32 protein-coding genes and 1 pseudogene are annotated in these 25,753 nt (G+C 65.7%); 4 read left to right on the forward strand and 29 right to left on the reverse strand.

Features of this window, described 5'->3' with window-relative positions:
* Nucleotides 1–112: 112 nt before the first annotated feature.
* Nucleotides 113–624 (reverse strand): annotated as a pseudogene (locus MF607_RS20775) (transposase); the annotation flags it as partial.
* Nucleotides 625–799: 175 nt separating this feature from the next.
* On the opposite strand from MF607_RS20775, the gene MF607_RS20780 reads away from it, so the two are divergent.
* Nucleotides 800–985: a hypothetical protein gene (locus tag MF607_RS20780; protein ID WP_242122028.1), complete on the forward strand. Its 186-nt coding sequence runs from the start codon at nucleotides 800–802 to the stop codon at nucleotides 983–985.
* Between the two features lie 74 nt (nucleotides 986–1,059).
* Here the strand turns inward: MF607_RS20780 and MF607_RS20785 are convergent, their stop codons facing one another.
* Together MF607_RS20785 and MF607_RS20790 are read right to left on the reverse strand one after the other, a co-directional pair.
* Nucleotides 1,060–1,353 carry a hypothetical protein gene (locus tag MF607_RS20785; protein WP_242122029.1) on the reverse strand — a complete coding sequence of 98 codons (294 nt, stop codon included), beginning with the start codon at nucleotides 1,351–1,353 and terminating at the stop codon, nucleotides 1,060–1,062.
* Nucleotides 1,354–1,631: 278 nt separating this feature from the next.
* On the reverse strand, nucleotides 1,632–1,772 hold the full coding sequence (locus MF607_RS20790; RefSeq protein WP_242122030.1) for a hypothetical protein: 141 nt from the start codon (nucleotides 1,770–1,772) through the stop codon (nucleotides 1,632–1,634).
* A 267-nt stretch (nucleotides 1,773–2,039) separates the two neighbouring features.
* Between MF607_RS20790 and MF607_RS20795 the strand changes: the two genes are divergently transcribed.
* Entirely contained in the window at nucleotides 2,040–2,540 is a 501-nt protein-coding gene (locus MF607_RS20795; protein ID WP_242122031.1) for a Ros/MucR family transcriptional regulator, read from the forward strand.
* A 33-nt stretch (nucleotides 2,541–2,573) separates the two neighbouring features.
* On the opposite strand, the gene MF607_RS20800 is transcribed toward MF607_RS20795, so the two are convergent.
* The 14 genes from MF607_RS20800 to MF607_RS20865 all read right to left on the reverse strand — a co-directional run bounded on the left by MF607_RS20800 (nucleotide 2,574) and on the right by MF607_RS20865 (nucleotide 14,791).
* Nucleotides 2,574–3,086, reverse strand: coding sequence for an SGNH/GDSL hydrolase family protein (locus MF607_RS20800; protein WP_242122032.1), 513 nt, complete (start codon nucleotides 3,084–3,086; stop codon nucleotides 2,574–2,576).
* Complete coding sequence (locus MF607_RS20805) at nucleotides 3,083–3,592, reverse strand: hypothetical protein (protein WP_242122033.1); 510 nt, start codon at nucleotides 3,590–3,592, stop codon at nucleotides 3,083–3,085. The genes MF607_RS20800 and MF607_RS20805 overlap by 4 nt, the downstream gene beginning before the upstream one ends.
* Nucleotides 3,589–4,659 carry an NERD domain-containing protein gene (locus MF607_RS20810; protein WP_242122034.1) on the reverse strand — a complete coding sequence of 357 codons (1,071 nt, stop codon included), beginning with the start codon at nucleotides 4,657–4,659 and terminating at the stop codon, nucleotides 3,589–3,591. The genes MF607_RS20805 and MF607_RS20810 overlap by 4 nt, the downstream gene beginning before the upstream one ends.
* A 50-nt stretch (nucleotides 4,660–4,709) precedes the next feature.
* Complete coding sequence (locus tag MF607_RS20815) at nucleotides 4,710–5,570, reverse strand: CsgG/HfaB family protein (RefSeq protein WP_242122035.1); 861 nt, start codon at nucleotides 5,568–5,570, stop codon at nucleotides 4,710–4,712.
* Nucleotides 5,563–5,892, reverse strand: coding sequence for a hypothetical protein (locus MF607_RS20820; protein WP_242122036.1), 330 nt, complete (start codon nucleotides 5,890–5,892; stop codon nucleotides 5,563–5,565). The genes MF607_RS20815 and MF607_RS20820 overlap by 8 nt, the downstream gene beginning before the upstream one ends.
* Nucleotides 5,893–5,915: 23 nt before the next feature.
* Nucleotides 5,916–6,125 carry a hypothetical protein gene (locus MF607_RS20825; protein WP_242122037.1) on the reverse strand — a complete coding sequence of 70 codons (210 nt, stop codon included), beginning with the start codon at nucleotides 6,123–6,125 and terminating at the stop codon, nucleotides 5,916–5,918.
* A 130-nt stretch (nucleotides 6,126–6,255) separates the two neighbouring features.
* Nucleotides 6,256–6,945: a hypothetical protein gene (locus MF607_RS20830; protein ID WP_242122038.1), complete on the reverse strand. Its 690-nt coding sequence runs from the start codon at nucleotides 6,943–6,945 to the stop codon at nucleotides 6,256–6,258.
* Nucleotides 6,932–7,414, reverse strand: coding sequence for a hypothetical protein (locus MF607_RS20835; RefSeq protein ID WP_242122039.1), 483 nt, complete (start codon nucleotides 7,412–7,414; stop codon nucleotides 6,932–6,934). The genes MF607_RS20830 and MF607_RS20835 overlap by 14 nt, the downstream gene beginning before the upstream one ends.
* Nucleotides 7,411–8,142, reverse strand: a complete 732-nt coding sequence (locus MF607_RS20840) for a type IV secretion system DNA-binding domain-containing protein (RefSeq protein WP_242122040.1) — start codon at nucleotides 8,140–8,142, stop codon at nucleotides 7,411–7,413. Before MF607_RS20840 ends, MF607_RS20835 begins: the two co-directional genes overlap by 4 nt.
* Nucleotides 8,132–8,458, reverse strand: a complete 327-nt coding sequence (locus MF607_RS20845; protein ID WP_242122041.1) for a hypothetical protein — start codon at nucleotides 8,456–8,458, stop codon at nucleotides 8,132–8,134. The genes MF607_RS20840 and MF607_RS20845 overlap by 11 nt, the downstream gene beginning before the upstream one ends.
* A gap of 207 nt (nucleotides 8,459–8,665) precedes the next feature.
* Complete coding sequence (locus tag MF607_RS20850) at nucleotides 8,666–8,908, reverse strand: hypothetical protein (protein WP_242122042.1); 243 nt, start codon at nucleotides 8,906–8,908, stop codon at nucleotides 8,666–8,668.
* Nucleotides 8,905–12,030, reverse strand: coding sequence for a MobF family relaxase (mobF, locus tag MF607_RS20855; protein ID WP_242122043.1), 3,126 nt, complete (start codon nucleotides 12,028–12,030; stop codon nucleotides 8,905–8,907). The genes MF607_RS20850 and mobF overlap by 4 nt, the downstream gene beginning before the upstream one ends.
* 3 nt (nucleotides 12,031–12,033) lie before the next feature.
* Nucleotides 12,034–14,514 (reverse strand): type IV secretion system DNA-binding domain-containing protein, encoded by a 2,481-nt coding sequence (locus MF607_RS20860; RefSeq protein WP_242122044.1) that lies wholly within the window; start codon nucleotides 14,512–14,514, stop codon nucleotides 12,034–12,036.
* Complete coding sequence (locus MF607_RS20865) at nucleotides 14,501–14,791, reverse strand: hypothetical protein (RefSeq protein ID WP_035386216.1); 291 nt, start codon at nucleotides 14,789–14,791, stop codon at nucleotides 14,501–14,503. Before MF607_RS20865 ends, MF607_RS20860 begins: the two co-directional genes overlap by 14 nt.
* A 545-nt stretch (nucleotides 14,792–15,336) precedes the next feature.
* Here MF607_RS20865 and MF607_RS20870 point away from each other — a divergent pair.
* Complete coding sequence (locus MF607_RS20870) at nucleotides 15,337–15,555, forward strand: hypothetical protein (RefSeq protein WP_016509334.1); 219 nt, start codon at nucleotides 15,337–15,339, stop codon at nucleotides 15,553–15,555.
* A gap of 148 nt (nucleotides 15,556–15,703) precedes the next feature.
* On the opposite strand, the gene MF607_RS20875 is transcribed toward MF607_RS20870, so the two are convergent.
* The 6 genes from MF607_RS20875 to MF607_RS20900 all read right to left on the reverse strand — a co-directional run bounded on the left by MF607_RS20875 (nucleotide 15,704) and on the right by MF607_RS20900 (nucleotide 21,853).
* Nucleotides 15,704–16,081 (reverse strand): hypothetical protein, encoded by a 378-nt coding sequence (locus MF607_RS20875; protein ID WP_242122045.1) that lies wholly within the window; start codon nucleotides 16,079–16,081, stop codon nucleotides 15,704–15,706.
* Between the two features lie 1,821 nt (nucleotides 16,082–17,902).
* Nucleotides 17,903–18,919 carry an SLOG family protein gene (locus tag MF607_RS20880; RefSeq protein ID WP_242122046.1) on the reverse strand — a complete coding sequence of 339 codons (1,017 nt, stop codon included), beginning with the start codon at nucleotides 18,917–18,919 and terminating at the stop codon, nucleotides 17,903–17,905.
* A gap of 518 nt (nucleotides 18,920–19,437) precedes the next feature.
* Complete coding sequence (locus MF607_RS20885) at nucleotides 19,438–19,839, reverse strand: hypothetical protein (protein ID WP_242122047.1); 402 nt, start codon at nucleotides 19,837–19,839, stop codon at nucleotides 19,438–19,440.
* A 106-nt stretch (nucleotides 19,840–19,945) separates the two neighbouring features.
* Nucleotides 19,946–20,284, reverse strand: a complete 339-nt coding sequence (locus tag MF607_RS20890) for a single-stranded DNA-binding protein (protein ID WP_016510750.1) — start codon at nucleotides 20,282–20,284, stop codon at nucleotides 19,946–19,948.
* Nucleotides 20,285–20,996: 712 nt separating this feature from the next.
* Entirely contained in the window at nucleotides 20,997–21,209 is a 213-nt protein-coding gene (locus MF607_RS20895) for a hypothetical protein (RefSeq protein WP_016510755.1), read from the reverse strand.
* Between the two features lie 185 nt (nucleotides 21,210–21,394).
* The gene (locus MF607_RS20900) at nucleotides 21,395–21,853 is read right to left on the reverse strand and encodes a DUF736 domain-containing protein (RefSeq protein WP_174195136.1); all 459 of its coding nucleotides are present in this window, start codon (nucleotides 21,851–21,853) and stop codon (nucleotides 21,395–21,397) included.
* 396 nt (nucleotides 21,854–22,249) lie between these two features.
* On the opposite strand from MF607_RS20900, the gene MF607_RS20905 reads away from it, so the two are divergent.
* Nucleotides 22,250–22,585: a hypothetical protein gene (locus tag MF607_RS20905; RefSeq protein WP_242122048.1), complete on the forward strand. Its 336-nt coding sequence runs from the start codon at nucleotides 22,250–22,252 to the stop codon at nucleotides 22,583–22,585.
* On the opposite strand, the gene MF607_RS20910 is transcribed toward MF607_RS20905, so the two are convergent.
* The 6 genes from MF607_RS20910 to MF607_RS20935 form a co-directional block, all read right to left on the reverse strand.
* Nucleotides 22,582–22,929, reverse strand: a complete 348-nt coding sequence (locus tag MF607_RS20910; protein WP_242122049.1) for a hypothetical protein — start codon at nucleotides 22,927–22,929, stop codon at nucleotides 22,582–22,584. The two genes, MF607_RS20905 and MF607_RS20910, sit on opposite strands and share 4 nt — an antisense overlap.
* Nucleotides 22,930–22,990: 61 nt before the next feature.
* Nucleotides 22,991–23,203 (reverse strand): hypothetical protein, encoded by a 213-nt coding sequence (locus tag MF607_RS20915; protein ID WP_242122050.1) that lies wholly within the window; start codon nucleotides 23,201–23,203, stop codon nucleotides 22,991–22,993.
* A 161-nt stretch (nucleotides 23,204–23,364) separates the two neighbouring features.
* Nucleotides 23,365–23,820 carry a hypothetical protein gene (locus MF607_RS20920; protein ID WP_242122051.1) on the reverse strand — a complete coding sequence of 152 codons (456 nt, stop codon included), beginning with the start codon at nucleotides 23,818–23,820 and terminating at the stop codon, nucleotides 23,365–23,367.
* Between the two features lie 314 nt (nucleotides 23,821–24,134).
* Complete coding sequence (locus tag MF607_RS20925; protein ID WP_116732688.1) at nucleotides 24,135–24,650, reverse strand: DUF736 domain-containing protein; 516 nt, start codon at nucleotides 24,648–24,650, stop codon at nucleotides 24,135–24,137.
* A 177-nt stretch (nucleotides 24,651–24,827) separates the two neighbouring features.
* On the reverse strand, nucleotides 24,828–25,370 hold the full coding sequence (locus tag MF607_RS20930; protein WP_242122052.1) for a hypothetical protein: 543 nt from the start codon (nucleotides 25,368–25,370) through the stop codon (nucleotides 24,828–24,830).
* A gap of 42 nt (nucleotides 25,371–25,412) precedes the next feature.
* Nucleotides 25,413–25,610 (reverse strand): hypothetical protein, encoded by a 198-nt coding sequence (locus MF607_RS20935; protein WP_126015260.1) that lies wholly within the window; start codon nucleotides 25,608–25,610, stop codon nucleotides 25,413–25,415.
* Nucleotides 25,611–25,753: the final 143 nt, after the last annotated feature.

The raw sequence follows: 25,753 nt of genomic DNA on the forward strand, positions 1-25,753 counted from the left end.
CGCGGTCTCCTTCATCGACACATCTAGGCCAACATAGCAGGTCATCTTCCGTCCTCCTCTTCAGGGGACGACAGGCTATCCCAACGAGCACCGCTCCTGATTACGCCATGTGGTTCACCGACCAGCCCGCCGCATGCAGCAGCGCGGTCACGCGACGGTAACCGTAGCGCCCGTACTGCTTTGCCAGCGCGACGACGTCGTCGGTGAGCGCCTGCTCATCATCTGCCCCGCACGGCACTTTGCGCTGCGTTGACCGGTGCTGGCCAAGCACGCGGCATACGCGCCGCTCGGACACGTCCAGCACCCCCCGGACCTGGTCGATGCAGCGCCGGCGCCGTGCGGGGCTCAGAAGTTTCCCTTTGCCGCCTCCTGCAGGATGAGCTTGTCCAGCGTCAGATCCGAAATCGCACGCCGCAGCCGGGCGTTCTCCTTTTCCAGATCCTTCATCCGACGCGCCTGGTCCGTCTTCAGGCCACCATATTCCTTGCGCCAGCGATAATAGGTCTGCTCGCTGACCGCGATCCGCCGGCACGCCTCGGCGGTCGTGCCGCCTTGGCCCAGCACGATCTCAACCTCACGCAGCTTGCCGATGATCTCCTCGGGCTTGTGCTTCTTCGAAGGCATTCGTTGTCCCTTCCTTGGTCCAGACTGTCATAGTCGATGGACCACTCAGAAGGGGGCAGCTCACGCCTTGGTGGTGCTCCTCGCACTCCTAAGGCTGAGCGTTCGTAAGGTCCGCAGTCTTATGGTGTGGCCGCTTATCGTCCTAATGGCGGCTTGGCTGGGTCGATCGTTGGGCATGGATCACAAGATCGTGATCACTATGCTGACATTGCTACCGGCATTCGCGATTGCGATAGTCGCAAACGCTGTCGCTACGTACGTCAGCTATCGTGACGGTATTCGGATCGGCCGTCTGGAGAACGGCCTCCGCGCCTATCGGACGTGGCGCCGCATCCAATCGGCGCGAGCGCTGAAAGCGTGATTTTGACAACGATCGGCGTTGACGGGAGCCTTCGCGGGTTACCGCCGGCGCCGATCGCGCCTGGCTGATTAGGATCAGGTGTCTGCATCGCTGCCTAGCGCAGCGCTATGTACAAGCCGCAGTTTGGGCTTGAACCTCACGATCTCTATTAACCGCTGCATCTGCACCGGATCTTCGAGGATGTCGGCCATCGCCTGATTGACCAAGCCCTGGGCGTAGAGAAGCAGGCGTGCCTCGTCGTCGCCTTCCATCTGGAGCGCGATGCACTCCTGCTTCACGCCCTCACGCCGGATAAACGTCGCGCCCTCGCCCATGCAGGCTTCTCCCGTCAGCGCTGCATCATGAGCCTGGGCGATGTCGCTGTCCATCGGCCGTGATCCGCTCGAAGGACCATTTTACTGACGCGGCTGATGTTTGTGCCCCGATCATTGCACGCCGAGGCGCTCACACAGCTGCTATGCCAACATGCACTTCATCAGGATCATGGTGCCGCACGCGAAGAGAAACATCGCCGGCTCTTTCGAGAAGGCGCCCAACCACCATCCAACTGGTCCACCTACGATCATGAAAATGGCTCCAGCGAGCACCCTGTCCATGTCTCGGCCCTTCCGCGGACACCGACCGTCTATAGATCTGCCAGTTCAGGTCAGGCGAGCAGGGACACCAACATTCCAACAATACCGATCCCGCCGCTGATCATCGCTGCTTCCTGGCGACATATCCCAGCGGACCAGGCCCCTAGACTGAAGGCGACGACTACCAGCGATACGAAGAATATGTTGTCCATCAATTGGCCTCCGTTGGACGAGGTCGATGTAACTATTGCGGTCTTATAGCATCAAGCGCCGGCCCCATACTGTTAGCCTTGCATACTAATGGAGCTTTTTACGCCTGGGATAGGCGGTTACGAGCGAAGCCGGCGCATCGGCCGTCTACTGTTCCGGACCTGATCATCCGTTAAACCGTTGCCGCTGGAAGCACCGTCGATGTTCGGTATAACCAAGCTTCGACGCTACCGGGATAGCTCCGCTTAACTGGATTGGACGAGGATCGAATGAGCGATCAGAACAACGTCGTCGAGCTCGCGACCGAGCTGACGATCGCCTGGCTGTCCAACCCGAACACGCGGGCCGACCAGAGCCAGGTGCCTGCCTTCCTCCAATCGATGCACGAGGCGGTGACCGCGCTCGAGAGCCCGGCCAGCGAGCCGACAGAGCCGGCCGAGGTGTTCACGCCTGCGGTTTCCGTCAGGAAGTCTCTTGCCCGACCCGACGCCATCATCAGCCTGATCGATGGCAAGCCTTATAAGTCGCTGCGCCGGCACCTGTCCGGTCATGGCCTGACCCCGGATCAGTACCGTCAGCGATACGGCCTGAAGGCCGATTACCCGATGGTCGCGCCCGAATACAGCGAGGCGCGCCGCTCGATGGCCAAGAAGATCGGTCTCGGCCGGAAACCGAAGGACGCGCCGGCTGCACCTGCGCCTGCGGAGGCGGAGCAGCCCGCGCCTAAGCGTGGCCGTCGCAAAGCCGCTGCCGGCGAGAAGGCAGACTGAGCCTCACGGCACCGTCGGGCGGCCAATCTCAAACTATTGCATCTGGAGGACGACTGCCCGTCTGACAGGGACGCTGGTCGCCTCTGACGGCCATGCGTCGCGGGTCTCGGCGGAAACATCCTTCCGGATTCCGGAAAGAAGTTTCCATCCGAGCAGACCTGAGATCGGCCGGTAGCTGGTCGGATGCACCCCATCTCGTGTGGGTAGCTGGGCGAGCGGGATGACCTTGTCCCCGAAGCGAAGCGCCACTTTCGTCACAATCAGGGCTGCAGTGCGGTTGTAGGGCGCGAGCCACGTCACGCGGGGCGCCCGGGTTCGCGCGCGCAAGGCGACCAACTGGTGTTCCAGGCGTGGATCTCCGACATCGTTCGAGCCCAACGCGATCAGGGCGACGGCGGGGGTGATGCCGCCTTGCCATGCCTCCAGCACTCCGCTCGAGCGTGCGCCTACGTGCGCGTGTATCTCGCATCGGATACCTTCCCGCGCGAGCGCCCCCGCGGTGCCAACGCCGGTGCTGTCGCCAAGGATGAGGCAGAAGGGGATCACATCCGCCCTGCCGCGATCTTCGGAGATGGCGTCCCCGGGCGCGGGCTTCCTGCCATCTCGTCGTAAGCGAGCAGCCCGATGATCGCGACGGCTACGCCGGCGAGGCCGAAGAGGCCACGTGCAAGGCCGATCGCGCGCGCCGCCTTTCCACGCCGCAGGGTCCGCCAGCCCCGATCGATCGACGTCCGCCACGACAACCAACCGTCCGCAATGTCGCAGGCCCCGAACATGGCGATCGGGATGGCGATCGCCGGGATGATGTGTCGCGTCTCGACGGGATTGAAGGCGATCAAGGCCAGCGTGAGCAGCAGCACGACGAACGCGGCAGCGTAGATCACGGTACAGACGGGCCGGAGGCGGAAGATGCGTGCGCTGGGCTGAGCCAGGTAGCGCACGATCGGCCGTCTGCAGGTATCGCAGGCTAGGACCGCCTGCCCGAGCGGCCAGCGTCGCATCGCCGCATCGCAGTACGGGCAGGTCGGCCGTGGCAGGCTGATCATGTTCATGGCAGCTGCGCCAACTGCACAGCGTTCGGAAGGCGGGCGCGGATCTCGGTCGCGATCTCCGGCGGGCACACCCAGTTCGCGAACATCGGGTTCCACACCGCCCTGCCCTTGCAAAGCGCGGCTAGCGCCTCCCGGCCGATGTGATCGTCCTTGGCCGCCCGGAACGCGATGCGACCGTCTGGCAGCGTGCGCTCCATGATGCCGGCACAGACCTCGATCTGCGCTCCTGCCTTGCGAGGTTTTGGCGAGGGGGGCACCGCATCAGCGATCACCGGCTCGGGTGGCGGTGTCGCGGGTTGGCTGGTCGCGATCACTGGCTCTGGCGCGGGCTCCTCATGCGCGTCGACGATCGGCTCTGGCTCCGGGTCGTCAGCTTGGCTGGTGTCCGGGTCGGCCGAGATGCCATCAGGCCCAGGGTGGATCCCGAGCCGCACGTAGATGTCTTCCTCCTCGACATGGTCCGCGATCAGCTGGTCGGCGATCGCCAGCATCTGAAGGCCGCTGACGCCAGTCGAGAACAGGCGCGAAAGCGGGCTCGTCCCCCCGAACGGCATCCATCCCTCGACGAGGTTGTCGCATTTGTAGATTGGCTCGTCGTTGCCGATCTTTGAGCGATCGATTTCGTTCGTGGCCGGCACCGACACGAACACGCCGATCCGCTCGAACGCCTTGGTATGGCCCTTGCGCTTCAGCCACGCGGCGAGGACGTCGCGCTGACGTCGCACCTGGGCGACCGGATTGGGGATGTTCTGAGGCCGGTGCTGTCCCCGATACCAGACCATCCACTCGCCATGTGCGTTCTTCGAGATGTTGCCCGCATAGTTCTTGGACTCGAAGATCGCGGCGGTTCGCGAAAAGCGAGACAGCAGGATATGATCGAACTGGGCGAACCCGCCCTGGCCGTCAGGCAGGCGCAGATTGTGGATCAGAACATGTCGATCGTTCTCCGGCCCGAACTCGCGATCGAGCATGAACGCGGTCTCCTTCTCGCCCCAGAGTCCGCGTACATGCTTCTTGAGGGCTGACCGGACGCGGTCCGGTAGCCTTTCATAGTCAGGATCGCGCATCACCTCGTCCGCCAATGCGAGCTCAGCGGATCGTGTCGATCGCTTTCGGATCATTGTCTTGGCGTTCCCGTTTGAGCCTGCGTTGGTAGCGGCTGGACTGTCTGCGCGGGGATCGGCGCGGCCGCGGGCGGGACCAGCGCCGGCGGTTTCGCCGGGACCAGTTTCGCCTCAAGCCGTGGCTTGGCATCGGTCATCAGCTTGCGGAAGGCATCGACCATCGCGAGGCTGGTGATCTTGCCGATATCGGTCGAGGCGTAGGTGCCGCCAAGAGCCCCGACACCGAGGCCGAGCAACAACCCTCCGCCGACAACACCGACGTCCTTCTTGCGTGCCGAGCCACTGGCGACCGCCTCCTGGATACCGGTGTTGACGTCGACGAGCGTGAGCAGGACCTGGCTCTCCATCGTCTTGGACTTGAGGCCGACTGCGCCCCCGAACAGGCCACCGACACCGCCGCCACTCTCGCGCGCCTTGCTGTCCGTATAGACCACGTTGACCTGCAGCAGGTAATCCGCCTTGGTGACCGGCCGCGCAGCAGCGGCCCCGCCGGCGATTGCGCGCTCGCGCTCGAGCGCGCTGAAGGCCTCCCCTCGATCCGCCACACGGAAGCAGCCTGAGCGGGCGATCATGAGTTTGACGAGCGGCAGCGGGTCGACCCGGGCCGTGGAACCGCCATTCTGCATTTCGGCCATACGCATCAGCGCCTGCAGCTGCGGTGAGAGGTTATCGGCGGGGCTTGCGGCCTTCTCCTCAACCAAGGCGGCGACGCCGAGAGGAACCTCGCATCGGGGCAGCTCGGTCTTCTCGTCGACGCCGGTGCCACCTTGTCCCAGCTTCTGCGCCGAAAGGGTGGAAGGAGTGACGGCCGCGATCGCGGCCGTCACGATGGCGAGGGCGGCGCGCTTATGCACCGGCCTTCGCCGCCTTCGCATGCTTGGTCGGGTCGCAGATACCGGCCCGTTCCTCGTTGGCGCTCACCTTCTTGGCAGCTTCATCGCAATCCGCGCAATCGGCGCAGTCAGCGCAGTCCTTGCAGTTGCCCTTGTGATTGGCGTGAGCGCGGTAGTGCGCCGTCTTTTCCGCCGCGCGGCGGTCGGCGTCGTTGCCGGCGCTTTCGCCGGCGAAGCTCGCCATTGCGAGCAGCACCGGGCTGGCCGGCGCCGCGCTGGCGACGGCAGGTGAGGCGAACGCCAGGCCCGCCAGAACGATCGATGCGATATGTCGTGTCTTCACGGTCGTAACCCCTTCGTTGGTTGTCAAAAGAAGCCGTTGCGACGCCCGTCGCGCCGGTCATCGTGGCGGGTGCCACTATCGCCGAGGGCCGAGCGCCGGACCTCCAGCTCCACGCCGTCCCCCTTGCGGGTGATCCGGACGTCTTGTGGGGCGAGGCCTTGCCGCTTCGCCCAGCGGTCCGCGTCGGTCGCCGACCCGAACTCGCCCATTTCTTCGAAACTCCAGTTGCTCATCTGCTCCTCGTCGCCTGGGTCGCAGGCAACGACGCACGAGCGCGCCGGCGACATGGTGGGAACGGCGCGCGTGAACGGTGCTGCTCTGACGGCCGCTGCTGGTCCGCGAGCGTAGGCTTGGGCCGCTTCGTCATGCGAGCGGCGCTGGCCGAAGGTTGATGCGTCGCACGACGAGGTTGCTGTCGTGCCCAAGCCGTAGGTCGAGGATATGGCCGACCTTGCGGCTGAACCGCATCACGCCATCGATCTCGTCGTGCAGCGTGCCTTTTCCGAAGAGCGTCTTGGCGTCGCGCCACTCGCGTCCGTGGACGAGCCGCATGTGAAAGCTGCCGACCGGCGCGGGCACCGTTACCCGCTCATGCGCGCGCACATAGACCGACAGGGCGTTTCGACCCGTCCTCGCATCGATCATCTGGACGATCGTGTTCTCGAGGCCACCCTGGACGGTCAGCTTCGCGACCACGCGCTTCATGTCGATGGTGGCTGGTACGCTGACGGTGCCGGACGCGGGGAAGCCGTGGTTCTTTCCGAGGATGATCGCGGTGAACTGCTCGGCTAGCCAGAACGGAGCACTCAGACGCGTGGCAGCCGCCACTATCAGAAGCCCTCCGAGGGCAAGTCCGGCGAGGACGCGCGTCTTTCTTGAAGATTTCCAGCGACCGCTCCGGAGACGATGTCCGCCTCTTCCCTTGTCGAACCACATTGGGCTGGATTGGAGCTCGCGTCGCGCTTTACGGTCGTTCCATGTCGTACGCTCAGGCGGCAGGCCCTGCCGCTTGCGATAGCGCTCGCGCATGTAGGCGCGATCATCGAGCCCCATCGAAGCACTCCGCGAAGTGGGCGTAAGGGTTAGTGAGCCGTTCGCGCCATTGCTTTAGCTGGTAGGTGCCCAGAACGAGAGCAACGATCCAGCCTGCGACAAGCAGCAACCCGATCAACCCCTCCAGAGCGCCAGGTTCAGGCTGCGGATTCACAACAATCACGGTGGGCGACGGCTCGTCGACCTGATGACAGCTGTCGACGATCTGCTGCGTGACCTGGTCATCAAGAAGGTCGGCGGCTTCGTCGAACTCCGCTGCGACTTCCTCCTGCCCCTTGATGATGTCAGCGAGCGTTTGCCTTACCGCGGCAATCGTGATCGCCGGGCCCGGTCGATTCTCGCCATAGAAGGCCAACGTTCCAGTCAATGTCTGCAGATCGACTACAGCTCCGCGCATCAACGCCGCTGCCTCTCGAAAGAGATCGACATGCTCGAGCGCCTGCTCGTTGATATGAGCCTCGATCTTCATCGGGGGGCGCCTTCGACGTCGAGTCGGGCGGCTCCCAAGGCCATCTCAACGTCGATCCGTCCAAGCATGGCATGGTCGCGCAGCGATGCGACGATGGCCTGCAGCTCGTGATCGGCGCGATCGAGATCGCGATGGATGAAGAGGATGGTCGAGGCAGGACCGGCCAGCCACCGAACGATCGAGGTCTTGGGCATACGCGGATCGTGGTTGGCGATCGGGTGCAATGGCGTTCTCACGCCGGCGAGCACCGTCTCGGCGCATCGCACGCCCTGGCCACAGATCGTATCGTGCCCGGCGAACTCGGCGAGCGCGTCGGGTGGAAGGTCGCGTACGAGGTCGCGGACGCCCGCGAGCATGGCGCCTGGCTGCTGGCCGACGTGCTCGATGGCGCGTGCGAGCACGTATCGTCCCGCAAAATGCCAGCTCGCATCGCGGTCACCTGGGTCGATCGGAATGAACGCCTCGACCGCGGACGAACGGGCGTAGTCGCTCGGGTGATCGGCGAAGAAGTCCCAGTTGCCCCGTGCTGGATCGATCATGAGGTCGCGGGTCTGGTCCGCCAGGGCGGTGAAGGCGTCGCCGGCACCGATCACGACGATCCGGTCGCCGTTGCCCATTCGCACCGCGCGCAGCGTGTTGGCCGGCAGTGTGTCGGGCGAGGCGATGGTTAGCCGTGGTCGAGCCGGCTCGGGTTCACGCTGGAAGCGAAACGGGTAGCTAATCCCCATGGCGGGACGTCCTTTCGTGCTTCGGGGTGGTGAAGGTGCCGCCTTCGGTCTGGAGCGAAGCGCCGACGATCGCGCAGCCGACAGCCCAGGCGAGAGTGAACAAGCCCGTCAGGGCCGACAGGAGGCCCAACAGGCGCCTTCGGCGCTGACGGAGGCGCGATGGACCGGAAGACCGGAAGCCGCGCTCCTGCGCCGCCTGCGGCAGGGTTGCCGACGGCGAAGTTGCTGCGTCTATCGCGTTCACTGGCGCGACGGCGAGCCGCACCGTGCGCCCCGTCGGCTGCGCGCGCATGTAGACGCGATCACCGGGTCCCATCGGCCTACTCCGTCACCGTGACGGGGGTGCCGGTCGCGGCCGGTTGCAGCTCTTTGAGTCCTGCGATCCCGAGCGTAACGGCGCCAGACAAGCCCAGCATTAGCAGGAGTGCATGGATGATCCTGCTGGCCCAACTCAGCATCGTGCGGAGCCGGTGAGGCGTTGGCGACGATGATTGGAGATCGTCGCGGACGAGCCGTTCTGACATCATGCGGCCACACCCACCGTTCGACGGGGGGCGCGCATCGCCCGTGCCAGCGGCGCGAGCACTGCGTAGGTCAGCGCAAAAACGCTGGCCATAGCCAGGGTCTCAGCGCCCCATTCCAGCGCGTGATCGTGTTTGGCGAGGCGGCTGCACTCGGCAAGCGTGTGCGTGTTGAGGTCGCACGGGTGCCAATGCTTGATGGCGAGCACCTGTTCGAGGGTTGGGCGTGCGGTGGGCATGGTCATAGCTCCAGTCCGATGTCTTTTTCGGGGAAGGGCAGCTCGATCGCGGGCGGCTCGACGCCGATGCGGAGCGACGCGGCCGACAGAGTGGGATCGTTCTTGAAGTCAGGAGCGGTGGTGGTGCTGCTTATCGCCGGCGAGGCGACCGAGCCCGCTTTCTCACCGTCCAGTTTCTCGGGGCCACGATCCAGCTCGGGCGGCAACGAAGGATTGAACGACCCCGAGGAACCCATGCCAGTCTGGCTCCCCGTCGCACCCGGCGACGCGCCATTATCCGAGATGGAGCCCCGCCCTGGATCGATCGACAACTCGCCAATGGTCTCGAGTCCAGAGGTCTTGTTGCCTTCGTTGCGCTCAATCGCTTCGGTGAGCTTCGCGCGATTATCCGTGAACAGAATGAGGTCATCACGCGCACGGGTGACCAGCACGTTGAACAGGCGCTGATTAGAGAGGTTCATTTCCTTGTAGCTCATCGCGAGCACGTCTTTTTCGATCGATATGCCTTGAGCAGCATTGGCATTAAGCGCGTACGCGAGGTTGATCCGTTCCATCATCGGATCTCCCGTCTTCAGCTCGTGGATGGTGCCGTTGCTCACCTCGACCTTGATGCCCGAGGGATCGACCGAAACGATGCGAGCAATGTCATTGTTGTTGAGACCGCGCGCTTTGTCGTTCTGCGTCCAACGGATCTTGTCGCCCTCATGGAGCTTGATCTGCTCGCGATGGGCGAGCTGCATCGCGTCAGTCTTGTCGAGCGGCGAGAGCTTCTGCGGGTCGAAGGTTTTGACCTTGTTGCCGATCTGGACCTGGACCCGCCCCTTATCATCGACGCCGAGCACGTCGAACGTGCCACGCGGCAAGCCAAGCTCGCGGATGGGAAAGCGGAGGTCGATTACGACCCCCGCGTCGCCCTTCTGCGAGTATGCCTGCGGGTACCGGAGTTCCTCGCGGGTAATGTTGACCTTGTCGAGAACCCCGACGTTCAGGGGTTCCCCTTTCAACGTGCCCTCGGCGGAAAGCCCCTCCTGAATGAGGACGTTGATCTTGGCGCGGGCAACGCGTCCCGATGATAGGACGGCTGCCTTCTCGCGCTCTTCCTGGGGCAGCTTCAGCCAGTAGTCGGCGGCCGCACGAGCATGGTCCGGCTTGGCAACGACCTTGTTGCCTAGAACCGCCATCGCCTCGCGAACCGCGCCCCGGTTGGACAGCGCGGCGACGGTACGAAGCTGCTCGGTGCGCTGACGTAGGTTCTCGTCCATGCGCGCCATCGTGATGCCGCCTGCCTGCGCGAGGGAGAACGCCTTGCCGGCGTCGACTGCCGCGATCTGCTGGCGATCGCCCACCATCAAGAACCGATCGACACCAAGCGCGTTGGCGATGCCCACCAGGTGCTTCATCTGGTCGGAGCCGACCATCGACGCTTCGTCGAGAACGATCGTTGTGCCGGCCAGCTCGTTGCGGGCGCCATCGTAGCCGGCGCCCTTCCCCGCCAGCGCATGTCGAGCATAGCTGTGGACGAAGGAGGAGACGGTTCGACTCTCGATGCCGGCTTCCGCGCCGAGACGGTCCGCCGTCGCCTTCATCAGCGCCAGGCCGATGATCTTCCCGCCCTCCTGCTCTACGTTGCGCGCGACGCTGGAGAGCATCGTCGACTTGCCGGCGCCGGAGACGCCCTGCACGGCAACGATGCGGTCCGTGGAGGTGAGCGCCATCACCGCGGCCGCCATCTGGCCGGTATTCAGGACCTTGTCGCCAGAGGCTGCATGCAGCCGCTCGATGACAGTGTCTGGCGAGACGATGACCCGCCCCTGCCCGCGGCCCCGCTCGATCTCGGCGAGGATGCCGCGCTCGGTCGCGAGTGCCTCCGGTGTGGTGACGTGGGTAACGACACCGTCGATCCGGTCCTGCTTGCCCGGGATCAGCTGACCGGCTCGGATGAGCTCCGAGACGCGTCGGTCGACATGTTCGGGCGTGACGCCCTTGAGGTCGCGATCGAGCGCGGTCTTCACGACGTCGGGTATCGAGAACGCCGCTTCTCGTTGAGCGTGGATACGGATGGCGGAGGCGACAGCGTGCTGAGCGCGCAGGTCGACCGGAGATATTCGGAGACGCTCAACGCCACTGGCGATCAGAGGGTCATTCGGTCGAAATGCGTCACCTAAGGTTTCGCGGATGCCGTTCAGCGTCTCGCGAATACGCTCCATGGTCCCGGGCCTGCCGTCGATGGCATACCCGTTGGCCCGTGCCTTCGCTTCTTCGACAAGGGCTTTGCCGTCGAACCCGATCGCGGCTGCGCGCTCGCGCCACGCCTCCCGGAGAGCCTCACGATCCTCGACGTTGAGCTTCGGATCGCGGGTGTTGTTCGTGACCTTACGCAGCGCCTCGGCCGACTTGAACCCGAGCCGCTGGGCGGTCTCGAGGATGTCGGCACGGCGCTGACTGAATGTGTCGATGGCCTTCTTGGGAACACCGTTGATCTCGAACATGCCGTGCTTGCCCGTGACCGACGTCTCGAAGCCGATTTTCCCCAGTTCGGCGCGGAAGTTAGCGTGATAGGCTGAGCCGATCGTCGTGTTGTTCTTCCAGAGTTGCTGATTGTGCAGCGCCTGCCAGACACCATTGGCCATCTTGGTCATGTTCGCGACGATGACGTGGATGTGCCCCTGGGGGTCCAGGGCGCGGCTCGTGTCGTGCTGGAACATTGCGTAGACCAGGTTGCCGGTGCGCACCGCGTCACCCGACTTCGACCGGTCGTAGGTCCGACCCTCGGCGAAGGTCTTCTCCGCCCAGCTCATGGTCGCCCGGACGGCGTTCATATGAGCCACGAGAATGCGGGTATCGCCTGCGACATACGCCAGGATGCTGGCTGACTTCGGCATCGAGAACGTGAGGTCCACCCCGAGCCGGCGGTTCTCGCCCGGCGCGACCTTTTCCCCCGACGGCATCTCGCCGTTCAGGATCTTCTCGAATGCCTCCTTTGTGACCTCGCCCTTGAGCCCGATCTCGGCCGCTCCGACGCCGCCCCACAGCGTTGCCTCGGAGGCGTGGTCGGCGGTGTAATAATCGTCCTTGGCGAAGTAGCTCGCTGCGCCGGAAGCGGACTTGACGGAAGCGACCGAGAGCATCGCTTACATCTCCATGTCGTCGTCGATCTCGGGCGAATGATCGTGCCCGTGATGACGATGATGATGGTCGCCATTGCGATCGGTGGCGAAGCCGTCGCGCAGTTCGCGCACTGACTGGTCCTCCTGGCGATCGCCGTCGAGCCGGTCGAGGATCGGGTTTCCGGTAAAGCGACCAACATCGCCACGTGCCGTCTGCTGACTAGGATCGAGATTGCGCGCCATGCCCGGGTCCGCGAGGCGCAGCCCTGCACGGGCCTCCGCCAGCCTCGGAAGCGATGCCTCCTTCTCACCATTGGACGGGGCCGGTGCGGCGCCTTGCGGCGAGGTGGCCGCGGCACGGCCCAGGATCTGGTCGAGAGCGACCTGGGTCGCACCGACGACCTCCATCGCTGCTGCCGCCTTTTCCGCCTCGCTCTGACCCTTGCGAGGCTCCGTCGTCTCCTGCTCCGGCTCGTTCTCGCCGCGCTCTTCAACGCCTCCTACCGGCCGCGTGGGCGTATGCTCGCGGCCACCCTCACCCCCTTCATCCGCGCCATTGTTCTGGGCTGCACGTTTCCGCCGCTCTTCCGGCGAAATGTAGGGGGTGGGTTTGAAGTCTTTTCGAGGCAACGACCCGGGTGCGACCTCGGGATAGGACTTGTAGGTCAGCTTGATCCGCGCGGCGGGGAAGCCGTCCGGGAATTTGACGAACCCGTTGAGCGACGGAAGGTCGGTGATGTCGTCGGGCAGCACTAGCGGCTCCACCGCCGTGCGAGGCGTCAGCGTCGAGGCGTCGCGGGTGTTGTTGTAGCCGTAGCTGTACGCCTCATCGACCTGACGGACCTCGCGATTACCGATGAACTCTGAGCACTTTTCGGCTGTCGTACGGTCTGCCGTAGCGAGGATCAGCTTGGTGCGCGCGAGGCCCGTCAAGGCGGTCGCGTTCTGGAGCCCATAGGTCGCGACGAGCTTGTCGAATGAGTGAATACCGAGGACGAAAGCTCCGCCGAAATTGCGGGCCGACTGCAGGCCGTGCTCGATGCCGGGAAGGGCGTGGAGCGCGTGGACCTCGTCGAAGAGATACCAGGTCCGCAGGTCGCGCGTTTTCGGCAGGCGCATCAGGTTGTTGACGGCGAGATCGATCCACAGCGTGAACAGGCCGCGGGTCATCTCCAGGTCGTTGTACGAGCCGGTGATAAACATGATCGAGCCGTCGCGATTGTCGGTCGCGATCCAGTCGCGGATCGAGAACGCCGGAGGGCCGCCTTCAACCGGGTCCGGCATGAAGCGTAGGGCCTGTCCGTTGACGTTCAGGACCGACCGGATCGACTCCGCCATGCGGGCGGCCTTTTCGGTTGTCAGCGGCGCGGCGACAGTGTCCTCCAGCTGTGCATGGATCTTCTTGAGATCGGCCGTCATCAGGTGGTGGGCGATCGCGGCGTTATTGCCCTCGCCCGCCTCCTGCAGCTTCAGGCACATCTCGATGAAGAGCATCCGGGCGGCGTTCTGCCAGAACGGCTCTTTGTCGTCGGGATGGGACGGGATCAGAGCCGCGGCTGCGGAGACGAAATCGGCATAGTTCCGGCACTCGTCGAACAGTGTCCACGGCGCGCAGCGCTCGTCCATCGGGTTGAGAATGGCGTCGGTTTCGGGGTCGAAGAACGTCTCCACGAACACGCCAGTAAGGTCGAAAATGACGGCGCGATGGCCGCGTGCCCGGATCTGCGAAACGTGGCTGCGAAGCTGTGTCGTTTTGCCGGTGCCGGTCGTGCCGATCAGCATCGTGTGGCTCTGCTCGAGGCGCCACGGATAGGGGATGCCAGCGATCGAATATGGGACGTGAATGCCTTCGTCGACGCGGTCGATGATCGGGGCCTTGGCGACGAGTTTCGGATCGTAGGGAGGGTCGTGTTCGGCGCATTCCTTGCGGAACTGCGCGAGGTTGTGTCGGCGCACGTTGTCGAGCAGCAGATCGCGGGCGACGAGCATCGATCCGCGGTTGTGTCGCTCGGTCAGTACGTCGCGACCGCGCTTGTTCGCCCAGGTGATGAACCAGCTGATCAACGGGGCCGCGACCGCGGTCGCCATCACCAGCGTGCTCAGGAAGATCTTGACCGTTTGATGCCAGGCGTGGACGACGTGCGGCTCGTAGGGGACGTAGCCGATCGGAACCTTGGTCACGGTGCCGTTTGGAAGGGTCAGGTTGATGAGGTGAAAGCGGTCGCCTCCGACCCATGTCCAGACCGCCGAATAGAGCTTCATCAGGTCGAGTTGAAATTCGTGCTCGGCGAGGCCGAGCCAGACCATGATGTTGAACAGGACGATGAAGCTGCCGAGCCAGATCCAGACCGGCACGAGGGTGGCCGCCCAGGCCATTTTGTACTGGCTCGACAGCAGCTGAGAGCCGCGCGTGAAGTTGCCAGAGTTGCGGGTGATCCGGCCGCGCGCGGAGGCGTGCTCGACAACGGCGGCTTGCCCGTTAAAGCGGATGTCACCGCTGCGCATGGTGGGCCTCCACGCGCTCCTGGGCGATGTCGATTATTCGTTCGGCATAGTCGGGATGTTCGCGAGTGACGATGAGGTCCATCGACGCCGAAAGCTGCTCAAGAATGAGGAGCACGCGACTGACGTTGAACGTGTGGCTTGCATCAGCGAGCGGCAGCCCGAAACGAAAGACCAGACGGGTCGCTTCCGAGCGCGAGCAACCCCGCTTCCGGGCGAAGTTGTCCAGGGCAGCGAGATCACTTCCGGAGAGCCGGAATGTCACATGATGATTGTTCATCGTCCATCCACGCTTGGTGGATGGTGGGGCTTTCGCACCGACTTTGTAGCACCAGTCTGTGAGGCCTTCCACTAGAAAAGCGTCTCACCCGCGAACACGCCGTTTTTGGCAGTTTTCAGCCGTTTTTGGCGTCGCTCAAAGATGTGTTCGCCCTGTGTAAACGTCTCACCCTATGGACATTGAGCAATTTCAGGCACTTACACCTGCGGCCGCCGCGTACGGTGTGCTAATCCTAGGGACTGTCGTGGCGTTGAGGGCATCATCGCTCTTCGTCTCCATGTTCGATCGGAGTCCTGAGGGGTAATCGCCGGAGGCGGACTGATCCAAGGCGTGTCTCCGGCGAACATGCGAAGCGATCCCGACCCACGACGGACCCGCCGCAGGCGAGGTCCGTCGCAGCCTATCCGATGATCCGGCATAGCTCGGATCATCGGTGCCGATCCTGACGGCCAAAGGCCGTCTGAATAGCTCTCGCTTGCGGCCGGTCGTGCGGCCTGTCATCGTGGGCGTCGGAGGCTGTCAACCGATCAGAAAAAGGGACGGCAATGGCACGTACAATCGAGCAGGAACGCGAGCAGCTGGCGGCAGAAGGACGGAAGCTGGAAGAGCGGCGTCGTCAGCTTGCCGAGAGGGAGCGCTCTGAGCTTCTGAAGGAGGTCGAGAAATCGGGGTTGCTCAAGGGCGACGCCGAGCAGATCCGGTCTATCCTCGGGGCGGTGAAGTCGATGGGTGTCGCTGAGGTCGCGAAGCGGCTTGCAGCGTAGCAGGACCGATGCGCTGGCAGGCTGAAGCCTGTCGGGCAAAAGAAGAGGGGAGAGGCCGTAAGGCCCTCCCCTTTTTCGTGATCGAGAACTGAAGCCCTGCAGGCAAAAAAAGGGAGAGCGGGTACGTCCCGCCCCCCCCTGCGATGATCTAGGTGGAGGCTATCCCCAGACCACGCGCAGCTCGTGATTGCCGGTCGCTTCCATCGGGCGTGCTGGCGACTCGAACCGGGATCGATCGGGTGGCGTCGTCGCGGTCGAAGCGCACGTTGAGACCACGAAACTGTGCCTCCTCTACAACCGCGATCACGCCCTCGTCGTAGTCGAAGAGCGCGCAAATGCTGGCCAGCGACCAGGGGCAAACGCGAGCCTCGAAGCTGCATGCGACTAGCGGGTCTTCATCGTCGTGATCGAGGAGTTCGCCGCGTTCGCGAGCGAAGGCCCGAAAGGCGGCGAGCTGGCGTGCGCTGACCGTCGCGGGTTTCACGTCCCGTTGAGCGCCGGCGCTGAGGAAGAGGTTGATCGACATGGCTTTGCCTCCCGAGTGGAATCACCGGCGCAAAGCCTCCTTCCCTCGACCCGTTAGGGTCGCCCGGACGTCGCCGGGGTCGTCGGTCCAAAGGACCGGGATCGATCGTCTCGATGGCGCAGCAAGGTCGTGCATCGAGTGGCGCTGGTAGCGGCGCGCGAGGCGTAGCGAACTGGCGACCCGACGGGGTCGCCGTGACGCGAGCGAGCAGTGCCGGCGCGCCGTCCGCTGGGGCGATCGGCACGGCGCGATGCGCAGCGGCAGCGTTGGCCTTGCGACGGCATCGGCACGCCCGCCAGCGAGCCGTGCCGGGAGGCTGGGCGGGAGCTCGCCCCGACCCGCGCCGGTCGAGGCGTAGCGAGCGTGACGCGCGACGGCGCGGCCGCGATGCGAGCGAGCCGGTGCGGGTCTGCTGTGAGGGGTCGGATTGCCGGCGCGCGAGGCGTAGCGAACTGGCGACCCGACGGGGTCGCCGTGACGCGAGCGAGCAGTGCCGGTGCGGCGTCCGCTGGGGCGATCGGCACGGCGCGAGGCGCAGCGGTAGCGTTGGCGATGCGACGGCATCGCCACGCCCGCCAGCGAGCCGTGCCGGGAGGCCGGGTGGAAGTTCGCCCCAAGCCGCACCGGCCGAGGCGTAGCGAGCGTGACGCGCGACGGCGCGGCCGCGATGCAAGCGAGCCGGTGCGGGTCTGCCACGACGGGTCGGATTGCCGGCGCGCGAGGCGTAGCGAACTGGCGACCCGACGGGGTCGCCGTGACGCGAGCGAGCAGTGCCGGCGCGCTGTCCGTTGGAGCGATCGGCACGGCGCGATGCGCAGCGGTAGCGTTGGCGATGCGACGGCATCGCCACGCCCGCCAGCGAGCCGTGCCGGAAGACCGGGTGGAAGCTCGCCCCAAGCCGCACCGGCCGAGGCGTAGCGAGCGTGACGCGCGTCGGCGCGGCCGCGATGCAAGCGAGCCGGTGCGGGTCTGCCGCGAGGGGTCCGATTGCCGGCGCGCGATGCGTAGCGAACTGGCGACCCGACGGGGTCGCCGTGACGCGAGCAAGCAGTGCCGGCACGCTGTCCGCTGGGGCGATCGGCACGGCGCGATGCGCAGCGGTAGCGTTGGCGATGCGGCGGCATCGCCACGCCCGCCAGCGAGCCGTGCCGGGAGGTGGAGTTGGCGTGCGTGTCCACGGCCGACCCGAAGCCCCTTTCAGCGCGGATGCGGTCGCCAATGTGGCAGCGGCAGATCCCGGGTGCCCCTTGCCAGCTGGCCGGGCCGTCATCCCCCGGTCGGCCGTGGACGACAGCCCTCTAGCAGGCAGGTCTTAACGGAATGCGCTTGAAGTTGGCTCCCGCACCGGTCGAGGCGTAGCGAGCGTGACGCGCGACGGCGCGGCCGCGATGCGAGCGAGCCGGTGCGGGTCTGCCACGAGGGGTCCGATTGCCGGCGCGCGAGGCGTAGCGAACTGGCGACCCGGCGGGGTCGCCGTGACGCGAGCGAGCAGTGCCGGCGCGACGTCTGCTGGGGCAATCGGCACGGCGCGATGCGCAGCGGTAGCGTTGGCGATGCGACGGCATCGCCACGCCCGCCAGCGAGCCGTTCCGGGAGGCTGGGCGGGACCCTTCCCCAAGCCGCACCGGTCGAGGCGTAGCGAGCGCGACGCGCGACGGCGCGGCCGCGATGCGAGCGAGCCGGTGCGGCCATCCGTGGTGAAGTCTCGACCGCAAGGTCAGTCCCCGCGGCGCGAGGGGGCTCGATGCCCCTGAGCGCCGCCCAGGGCGACGTAAAAAAGGGGAGAGGCTCCGGTTGCACGGAGCCCCTCCTGCGGGTGCGTCAGGCGCGACGGCTGCGCGCTGCGTGAGCCATCGGGGCCTGCTCGGCGAGACGGAAGACGTGGAGCGGCACGCCGGCGGTCCGCATCTTCCGGGCGAAGTCGGACTGGACGCCCGAGCCTTCGCAGACGATCGCTTCAACCGGGCGCTGGTTGGCGATGCGGTCGTTGCGGAGGAAAGCCGCCTTCGGACCGTACCGCGTCTCCAGCATCATGCGCACCAGCTTGACCTGCCGCGACGACGCCCACGCGGCTGCGACGGCGTCCGCACCCTTGTTCATGCCGGTGGTCATCAGGACCATCGCCGGGATCCGACGCTTGATCTGGTCGAGGCGGTCGAAGAGCTGCTCGTGGTCGTGCCAGACCTGTCCACCCGAGAAGGCGACAATCGGGCCGGTCGGGGCGTGCTCTTCCCGGCGCTTGGCGGCGCGGGCGGCGAGGTAATCCTTCCCGTCGATGACCGACGCGGTGAGCTTGGAGGAGACCCGGCTGCCGCGGATCGTGTTGAAGGGGCGACCCGTCTCCACGCGGAACACCTCCCCGGCGTGGTCTCGCATGCACCGCATCGCTTCGGCGCAACCTTCCAGCGTCTGGCAGAGGAGCTGCGTGTCCTCGAGTTCGACGGCGTAGATCTCGCTGGGGTCGTACGCTTCCACCATGTCCTTCAGCTTGCGGGCGGCGTCGTCCTCGCGTCCCTCGATGCGCTTGGTCACCATGTGGAAGGAGTTGACGATGCCCCATGCGATGTCGGCGGCGAACTCTTCCATGCGGGTGTCGCGCGTGACGTCGAACACCGTCCGCAGCATGAGGTCGACGGCTGCGGCGGCCATCTCTGAGTCGGGCATGTCCAGCTTCTCGGGGGCGTTGAAGACGGTCAGCTTGGCCATCTCGCTGCTCTCCACGAAGGCGCCGTCGTAGGTCTGCTGCGTCTCAGCGTCGATGTTCAAGACGCTGTCGTTCATCCGGACCTCGTTCATCGCGCGGGCGGCGTCGGAGAAGCTGCGGAAAGTGTTGGTCATGATAGCCTCCATGAGTTGAAAATCTCACCTTCTTCTCGGTGAGGAATCTCACTCGGCATGCGGCGGTCAGGGCCGTCAGGGACGTTAACCGGGAAGCCGCGCCCATCGGGCGTGGACCCCGGTTAACGCTCGCGAGTGGGGGAGCCGATTTTCTCGACCCCCAGAATGGAGCGAAGCGGAGTGGCGGGGGTCGTGAAAATTGGGGGCACCGCTCGTCCTTGACGGTCCGCCAACCCCGCATGCCAAACTTCCACATCACAGAGAGAGAAAATATTGGTTTGGGGCGGGTGCGCCGGGGTGATCCGAGCACGAGCGGCGGTGCTGTGGCCGCCAGGCCGCAGCACCGCTAGGCAGCTCTGCTGCCGTCGCTCGCGCGCAGGACGCCCCGGCGTCGGCAAAGGGATCGAAACCCGAAGGGCGGAGACCCCTTCAGGGGGCTCCGTAAGGCCCGTCAGGGCCGATGAGAGCCCGGTCCCGCCCACAAGGCGGGACGCCCCGCCAACCCCTTCCCTGCCCCGCTATTGGGCATCCTGCCCGTCGTCGCGCTCCCACGCGCCCTCACCCCATGTGTCGTCGTAGCCCGGATCATCCGGATCGAGCCCCATGTTGGGATCGTCATCCGGGCTTGCTTGGTCGCCGAGCCGGCTCTCGCGTTGGTCGTCGGCGTGCGACGAGCCGCGGAAGCACGCCGGGTCGCAGAGCAGCATGGGGATGCCGCGGCAGACCAGCTGGACGCCGTCGATCGCGAGCGGCTTGGTGGCGAGCCGTGCGCAGGCCTGGTTGCTCCGATCGCGGAAGCCGCAGGGTGCAGCAAGCGGCTCCTGTCGAGGCAGCTCGGGGGCGTCGTCAGGCTGGTCCTCGGCCAAGGCAACGGAGCCATTGTCGGGCCGAGGATCGAACATGTCGTGCTGCGCGCGCATCGCGGGTTTCCTCCGGGATTGGGACAGGTGCGAAGGGGGGCTCGCCGGTTGAGGCGTGAGCACGCGAAAAGGGTGGCGCCGCGAGGCGCCGCCCGAACCCGGCGGGTCAGTAGAACTCGGCGCGGTCGGCGATGATCTCGCAGCCGTAGCGGTCGTTGCCCTCGGCGTCCTGCCAGCGGGTGTAGTGGAGGCGACCCTCGATCGCGATTAGGTCGCCCTTCTTGCGGTTGCCGGCGACAGCCTTGGCGAGGCCGTTGAAGCAGGTGACCTTGTGATATTCGGTCTCCTTGACCGTGAAGCCGTCCTCGCCCTTGTAGGTGTGGCCATCCTTGTTCAGCTTGGGGCGGTCGGTCGCGACGAAGATCGTGGCGACGTTGGTGGTGGGGTTCACCGCGCGCAGTTCGGGGGTGCGGGTCAGGCGGCCGATCAGGTTCACGTTGTTCATGGCGATAGCTCCCTCGGGTGATGTCGGGCGGATCGTCCGCCGGTGTCACCGATGAGCGAGCTGGCGCGGTGCTGCGCACCGGAGGGGCGGCCGGGATCGTCGCGCAGGCGACGAGCGCGGTCGACCTGAAGGGAAACCTCTTTTGCAGGGGTGGTGCGGGCAGCCGCGCTTCAGCGCGGCAACACGGCCCTGCCAAAGGGGTTGCGCGGTGCCGGGCCGGCTCGCAGGTGACACGAACCGGCGGATGAGACGCCCGGTAGCAGCCGAGATGTCGGAGCGGTCGCCATGAACAGGCTCCGTGGACCGGCAGGATCGGCCGCCTGATCCGCCTGCCCGGACGAATCGGCACGCGGTGAAGCTCGCCACCAGCGTCGGGCGCGGCAGCGCCCATGACTGCCCCGAGTTGGGCATGAGTGGACCACACAGCCGAGGACGTCGCCGATAGGGAGGCCGAATATCACAAGGTCGCCGTCGATTGGGCGCCTCGCCGGAGCTGTCGGGACACGCTGAGGTGAAGGTCGATCTGTGAGCGCTCGAGGTGCGCGATGCGACTTTGGCTGGCCGGCGAAGGGTCGGCCGCGGATGAGGCGGGAGCAGCCTGATCGACGCGTTTTCGCTGGTCCGCTGGGTTCGGGTAGTGCTTGCGGGGCTATCCCGGGAGGAGCGAGGGCGATCGAGACAGGGACCGACGCGGCAGCGTCGGTCCAAGCGGTCAGCCGAAGAGCTTGCCGATCGCGGCGCCGGCCGTCAGGAGGGCGGCAGCAGCCAAGGTCGCCTGAAAGAACAGGGTCCCGGGGAAGAAGCGCACCTCGAGCTTGGTTTTCGCGAGGTCCGCCTGCGTCTTCTGGATCTCGACCTGCATCTTGTCGATCCGCGCGAGCTGCTCGCGGATATCGAGTTGCGGATCTGGTGCGACGGTCGCCATGGTAGCCTCCATATAGCGTGGAACAGTGAACGATTGAAGTGCCGTGCTGGCCCAATGTTGGAAAGGGCGAGCGCAGCCCGAATTGCTCGAAGCATCCGGCACGTCGACGGGGACCGCTCCGGGTGTCGAAGCGATCCCCGTCGAGGGAGTGCGGGGGCGACGCGCGCGCGCCGCCCGGTGTTCGATCAGGCCACCTCCTCGACCGGGGCGGTGCTCTCGCCGAGGCCGTCGCCGGCAGGCAGGCCGGAGGCCGAGCCGTCGGCGCCGAACGGCGGAGCGGGGTCCTCGTCCGACTTGATGCCGAGGGCGCTGGTCACGTCGCGGCGCTTCTGCGCGCGCTGCCAGACGATGTTGTACGAACCGTCCTCCTGCCGGAAGGCCGAGACCTGCAGCGGCTGGGCGAGCGAGGGATCGTCGATGCGGCCGTTGAGGAACGCCTCGCCGGTGTTGTTCGACGTGAGTTCGAAGAAGGCGCCGACCTGCACCCAGGTGCGGCCGGGGGTGAGCGCGTGGATCTCGTAGCGCGGCGCGCGCGGGTTGGTGGACTGCACCGGCTTCAGCGCGATCGTCATCGCAACCGCGAGCGTCGAGATGCGGCCCATGAAGATGCCGGCGTCGTTCTGCTTGATCTGACCGATGTTCATCGTAACGTCTCCTGTGTCGGCTGGACCCCATGTCCTCGACACCATCTTCAATCCCTCTCTCCTCCCCGGCCCTTCGGCCGGGCAGGGCGCGCAAGCGCCCCTCACCGGCGCGCTTTTCGCGCGGCGGTGGACGTTCGTGGGGAAATCCGCCGGGGAGACCAGCGAGCCGTCCCGACAGCGAGGGATCGTCACCCGGCAGGGCGGAGACCCGCGAGGGGCTCCGGGCGGCGAAGCCGGCTAGAGCCCGGTCCCGCCCGACGGGCGGGCGCCCTGAAAAGGCTTGAAGGTCGCCGATGTAGCTGCGGTCCCGGGCACGTTCTGGCGGCCATCTCGCCTAGTCGTTAAGGCCGGACGATCTTGGCCGACACGATGGAGGGAAGCGACATGAGAAACGCGATGCTGGCGATCATCGGCGCATTTGCGCTGGCAGGCTGCAGCAAGTCGGTCGAGGGCACGTACAACATGGTCAACGGCCCCGTGCCGGGCGTGGTCGCGACCTTTGGTGACAAGACCTTCTCGCTGTCGAGCGGCGCGAGCGGTAGTTACGAGGTTAGCGGAGACACCGTCATTCTGAGCGGCAACTCGCTCGGCGGGACCTATAAGATCGACGGTGGGAAGCTGGTCGCAGATCGCTTCTCGTTCGTTCCTCGTGACCCGAGCGACAAGTCGCCGATCAATCACGGACCGCGTTCGTCGGGCGGCATGCCGACGGCTGGTGGGAAAGCCTTCTAGGGCCGGGAGTGAGTCTTCTCTCCGTTCGGGGCCGTTAGGCCGAACTCGGCGTCTATGTCGCGACCTGCCGCCTCCCGGATAGCGAACATCTCGGTGTGGGTGATCCGACCATCGACCATGGCTGTTCGGTAGGCCTGCGCTCCGAGTGGTCCGGCGCGGGACAGGACGATCGCGTCGCGCTCGCCCTTCGCGCTCACAGGCCCGAAGGGCCAAAGAGCGATGGAAACCGCACCTAGGCCTGCGGCGAGCATCACAAAGCTGAACGGCACCCGTCGCCGTGCGAACAAGAAGAGCGCGCCTGCCAGAAACAGGAGCAGGACGGCGACGGGAATGAGGTTGAGCATGATCGTGCCTCCCGGATGAGTCATCGTATGGACGGGCGGTCGTAGCCGCCAGAGCTGCTGGTCAGGTTATGCGGATGGCGATCGTCTCGTCGTCGCCGTTGTCGGCGACGAGGACGGTGCGGCCATCGCGTGCGGCAGCTGCTGCCGCATCCGCTGGCCAGTCGCCGTACTCGCGCAACGTCTTGGCCATGTGTGCCTCGGCACTGGCGCGATCCGGGTGATCCTTGATGATCGTGTCGAACGATAGCGACTGGTGAAGGGTTTGAATGGGCATGGTGATTTCCAGCGAAGGCCGGCACATGCGAGGCGTAGCAAGTGGGCGACCCGCAGGGGTCGCCACGACGCGAGCGAGCAGTGCCTGGCGAGCCATCGGGACCGACAGCGACCGACGCGCGACAGACGAGGCGGTGCGATCCGATCAGGTGAGGCGTGATTTTACCCTGCGGTTGTGGGAACCAGCACGAAGGGTGGCGGAAGGTACGCGCCAGTGGCGAAATGCTCCCGCAGGTGGTCGAGGGTCGCGATCTCGCCGGCTTCGTCGGATGTCAGGACCGGGCGGCCGTCTTCGTCGGCGGTGAAGGCGCGACGCTCGCCCACGCCCTTCCAGATGACGATTTCGGCGGGGAATGAACCCGGCGCGCCGCCCGACCAGCGCCAGAACGGCAGGTCGTTCGTGCAGCAGAAGTCCTCGATCTCGTCGATCGTGCCGTTTGCGATCTCGTGGCCGCGCAGCACGAGCGGCTCACCGTCGGGTAGGTTATTGGCGGTGAAAGGCTCGCCGTCCCACTCGGTGGAAAGGTTTTCGGCGTTAGCCTTTTCGATGAGCTCGCCGAGAAGATCAGCGGAAAGTCTTCCACCGATCGAAATCGAGACAGATACGCGGTCAGCCATGGTGGCACCTCGTGGATATCGTGGCGCGCTGGTCTTGAGCGGGCCCTCGGCACCATTCGTCCAGCTATCCACAACCGACCTCCTTCCCTTCAGGTTAAAGGTTGAGACACCGCTTCACTTTGGTTTCATTTTCGCAGCAGAATCTAGTTATGCCCTTGATGCAAGACAGTTTTGGGTCCGAACCGGTTCCTGTCTCCTTTTGAGCAAAAAAAAGGGCGATGCCGGGGGGGCATCGCCCGAGTGACGCGCAGGGAGTGGGGGGAGCCTGCGACGTCTGCCGGTGCCGCGAGGGAGCGAGCGGCACCGGGAGGGGATCAGGCGTTCTCGGTGACGCGCTTGCCGCGGCTGCGGCGCGTGGTTTCCTCGACGGGGGCGGTGGTCTCGCCGAGGCCGTCGTCGCCGGCGCCGGCGCTGCCGCTCATCCCGGCGTCGTCGCTCGAGCCGTCGGCGCCGAACGGCGGAGCGGGATCCTCGTCCGACTTGATGCCGAGCGCGCTGGTCACGTCGCGACGCTTCTGCGCGCGCTGCCAGACGATGTTGTACGAACCGTCCTCCTGCCGGAAGGCCGAGACCTGCAGCGGCTGAGCGAGCGAGGGATCGTCGATGCGGCCGTTGAGGAACGCCTCGCCGGTGTTGTTCGAGTTGAGTTCGAAGAAGGCGCCGACCTGCACCCAGGTGCGGCCGGGGGTCAGCGCGTGGATCTCGTAGCGCGGCGCGCGCGGGTTGGCGGACTGCACCGGCTTCAGCGCGATCGTCATCGCAACCGCGAGCGTCGAGATGCGGCCCATGAAGATGCCGGCGTCGTTCTGCTTGATCTGACCGATGTTCATCGTAACGTCTCCTGTGTCGGCTGGACCCCATGTCCTCGACACCATCTTCAATCCCTCTCTCCTCCCCGGCCCTTCGGCCGGGCAGGGCGCGCAAGCGCCCCTCACCGACGCGCTTTTCGCGCGGCGGTGGATGCCTTGGAGCGCCCTTGGGGCGACGTGCTTGGCACGGTGTCGCCGTTACGGTGGACCGCAGGGGTGTTCCGGGATCGTCGCCGGAGGGTGGCGCTCGAGGTGACGCCGGGCAGTCGCCAGTTTGCGCAAGGCAGAAGCCAGAAACAGTCCGTGCGAACTCTCCGCGTCGATAAGCGCCGCGCGCTTCGTCAGCTGGGTCTCCCGGTGCCGGATCGCGTCGATTGCCATCATCACATCGTCGAGGGTGAGTGCGACGACCGTCTGTGACGGGGAGAGCGGCACGCACCGCAGGGCAAAGGGCAGGAAATGCGGTGCGATCGGCAGATGGTGCGCAAGCGCGAGCTCGACGGCGTGCCGCCACTGGTCGGCGTCGTGGACCGTCTCCTGCAGGATCGCCGCAGACGACATGGGCGCGAGCGAGCGCAGCGCTCCGGCGCCGATGGTAACCGCGAGCGGGTCGCTCGATGCCAGGCCGATGACGCCTTCGGAAATGACGGCGAGGACATCGCCCTCCACGATGCAGGGGCTCTCGTCGAGGCACGCTTCGTAGGCGGCTGCGCTGGTGTCGTAATAGTGGACGCGGTGCATGACCGTTTCCTTCAGGTTCGGGGAAGGCGACCGCGGTCGCGGTCAGGAATAGAGGGGGCGCTGGGCTGGGAAGCGCTCGGGCGGCAGGCCCGAGAAGGTGTAGGCGCGGTAGCGTCCGCCGTCGTAGATCACCGACGAGACCTCCGGCTTGTGCCGCTGCAGGCGCTCGAGGAGGCGGTTCGCGCGACGCTGCGCCGCGATCGCGGCCTCGTCGTCGAAGTGGATGGCGATCGCGCGCACGAAGGTGCCGCTATCGTACCGTAGGGTAGGCAGGGTGGCGTCTACGAGAGAACACCCCACTGCCCCCCTCCGAACCGGACGTGCAACTTTCACTGCATCCGGCTCTCCGCTCCGGGCACTGTAGAACGAAAGTCCGGCAGCTT

Origin of the sequence: Sphingomonas lacusdianchii (assembly GCF_022664395.1) — a bacterium.
Classification (GTDB): domain Bacteria; phylum Pseudomonadota; class Alphaproteobacteria; order Sphingomonadales; family Sphingomonadaceae; genus Sphingomonas; species Sphingomonas lacusdianchii.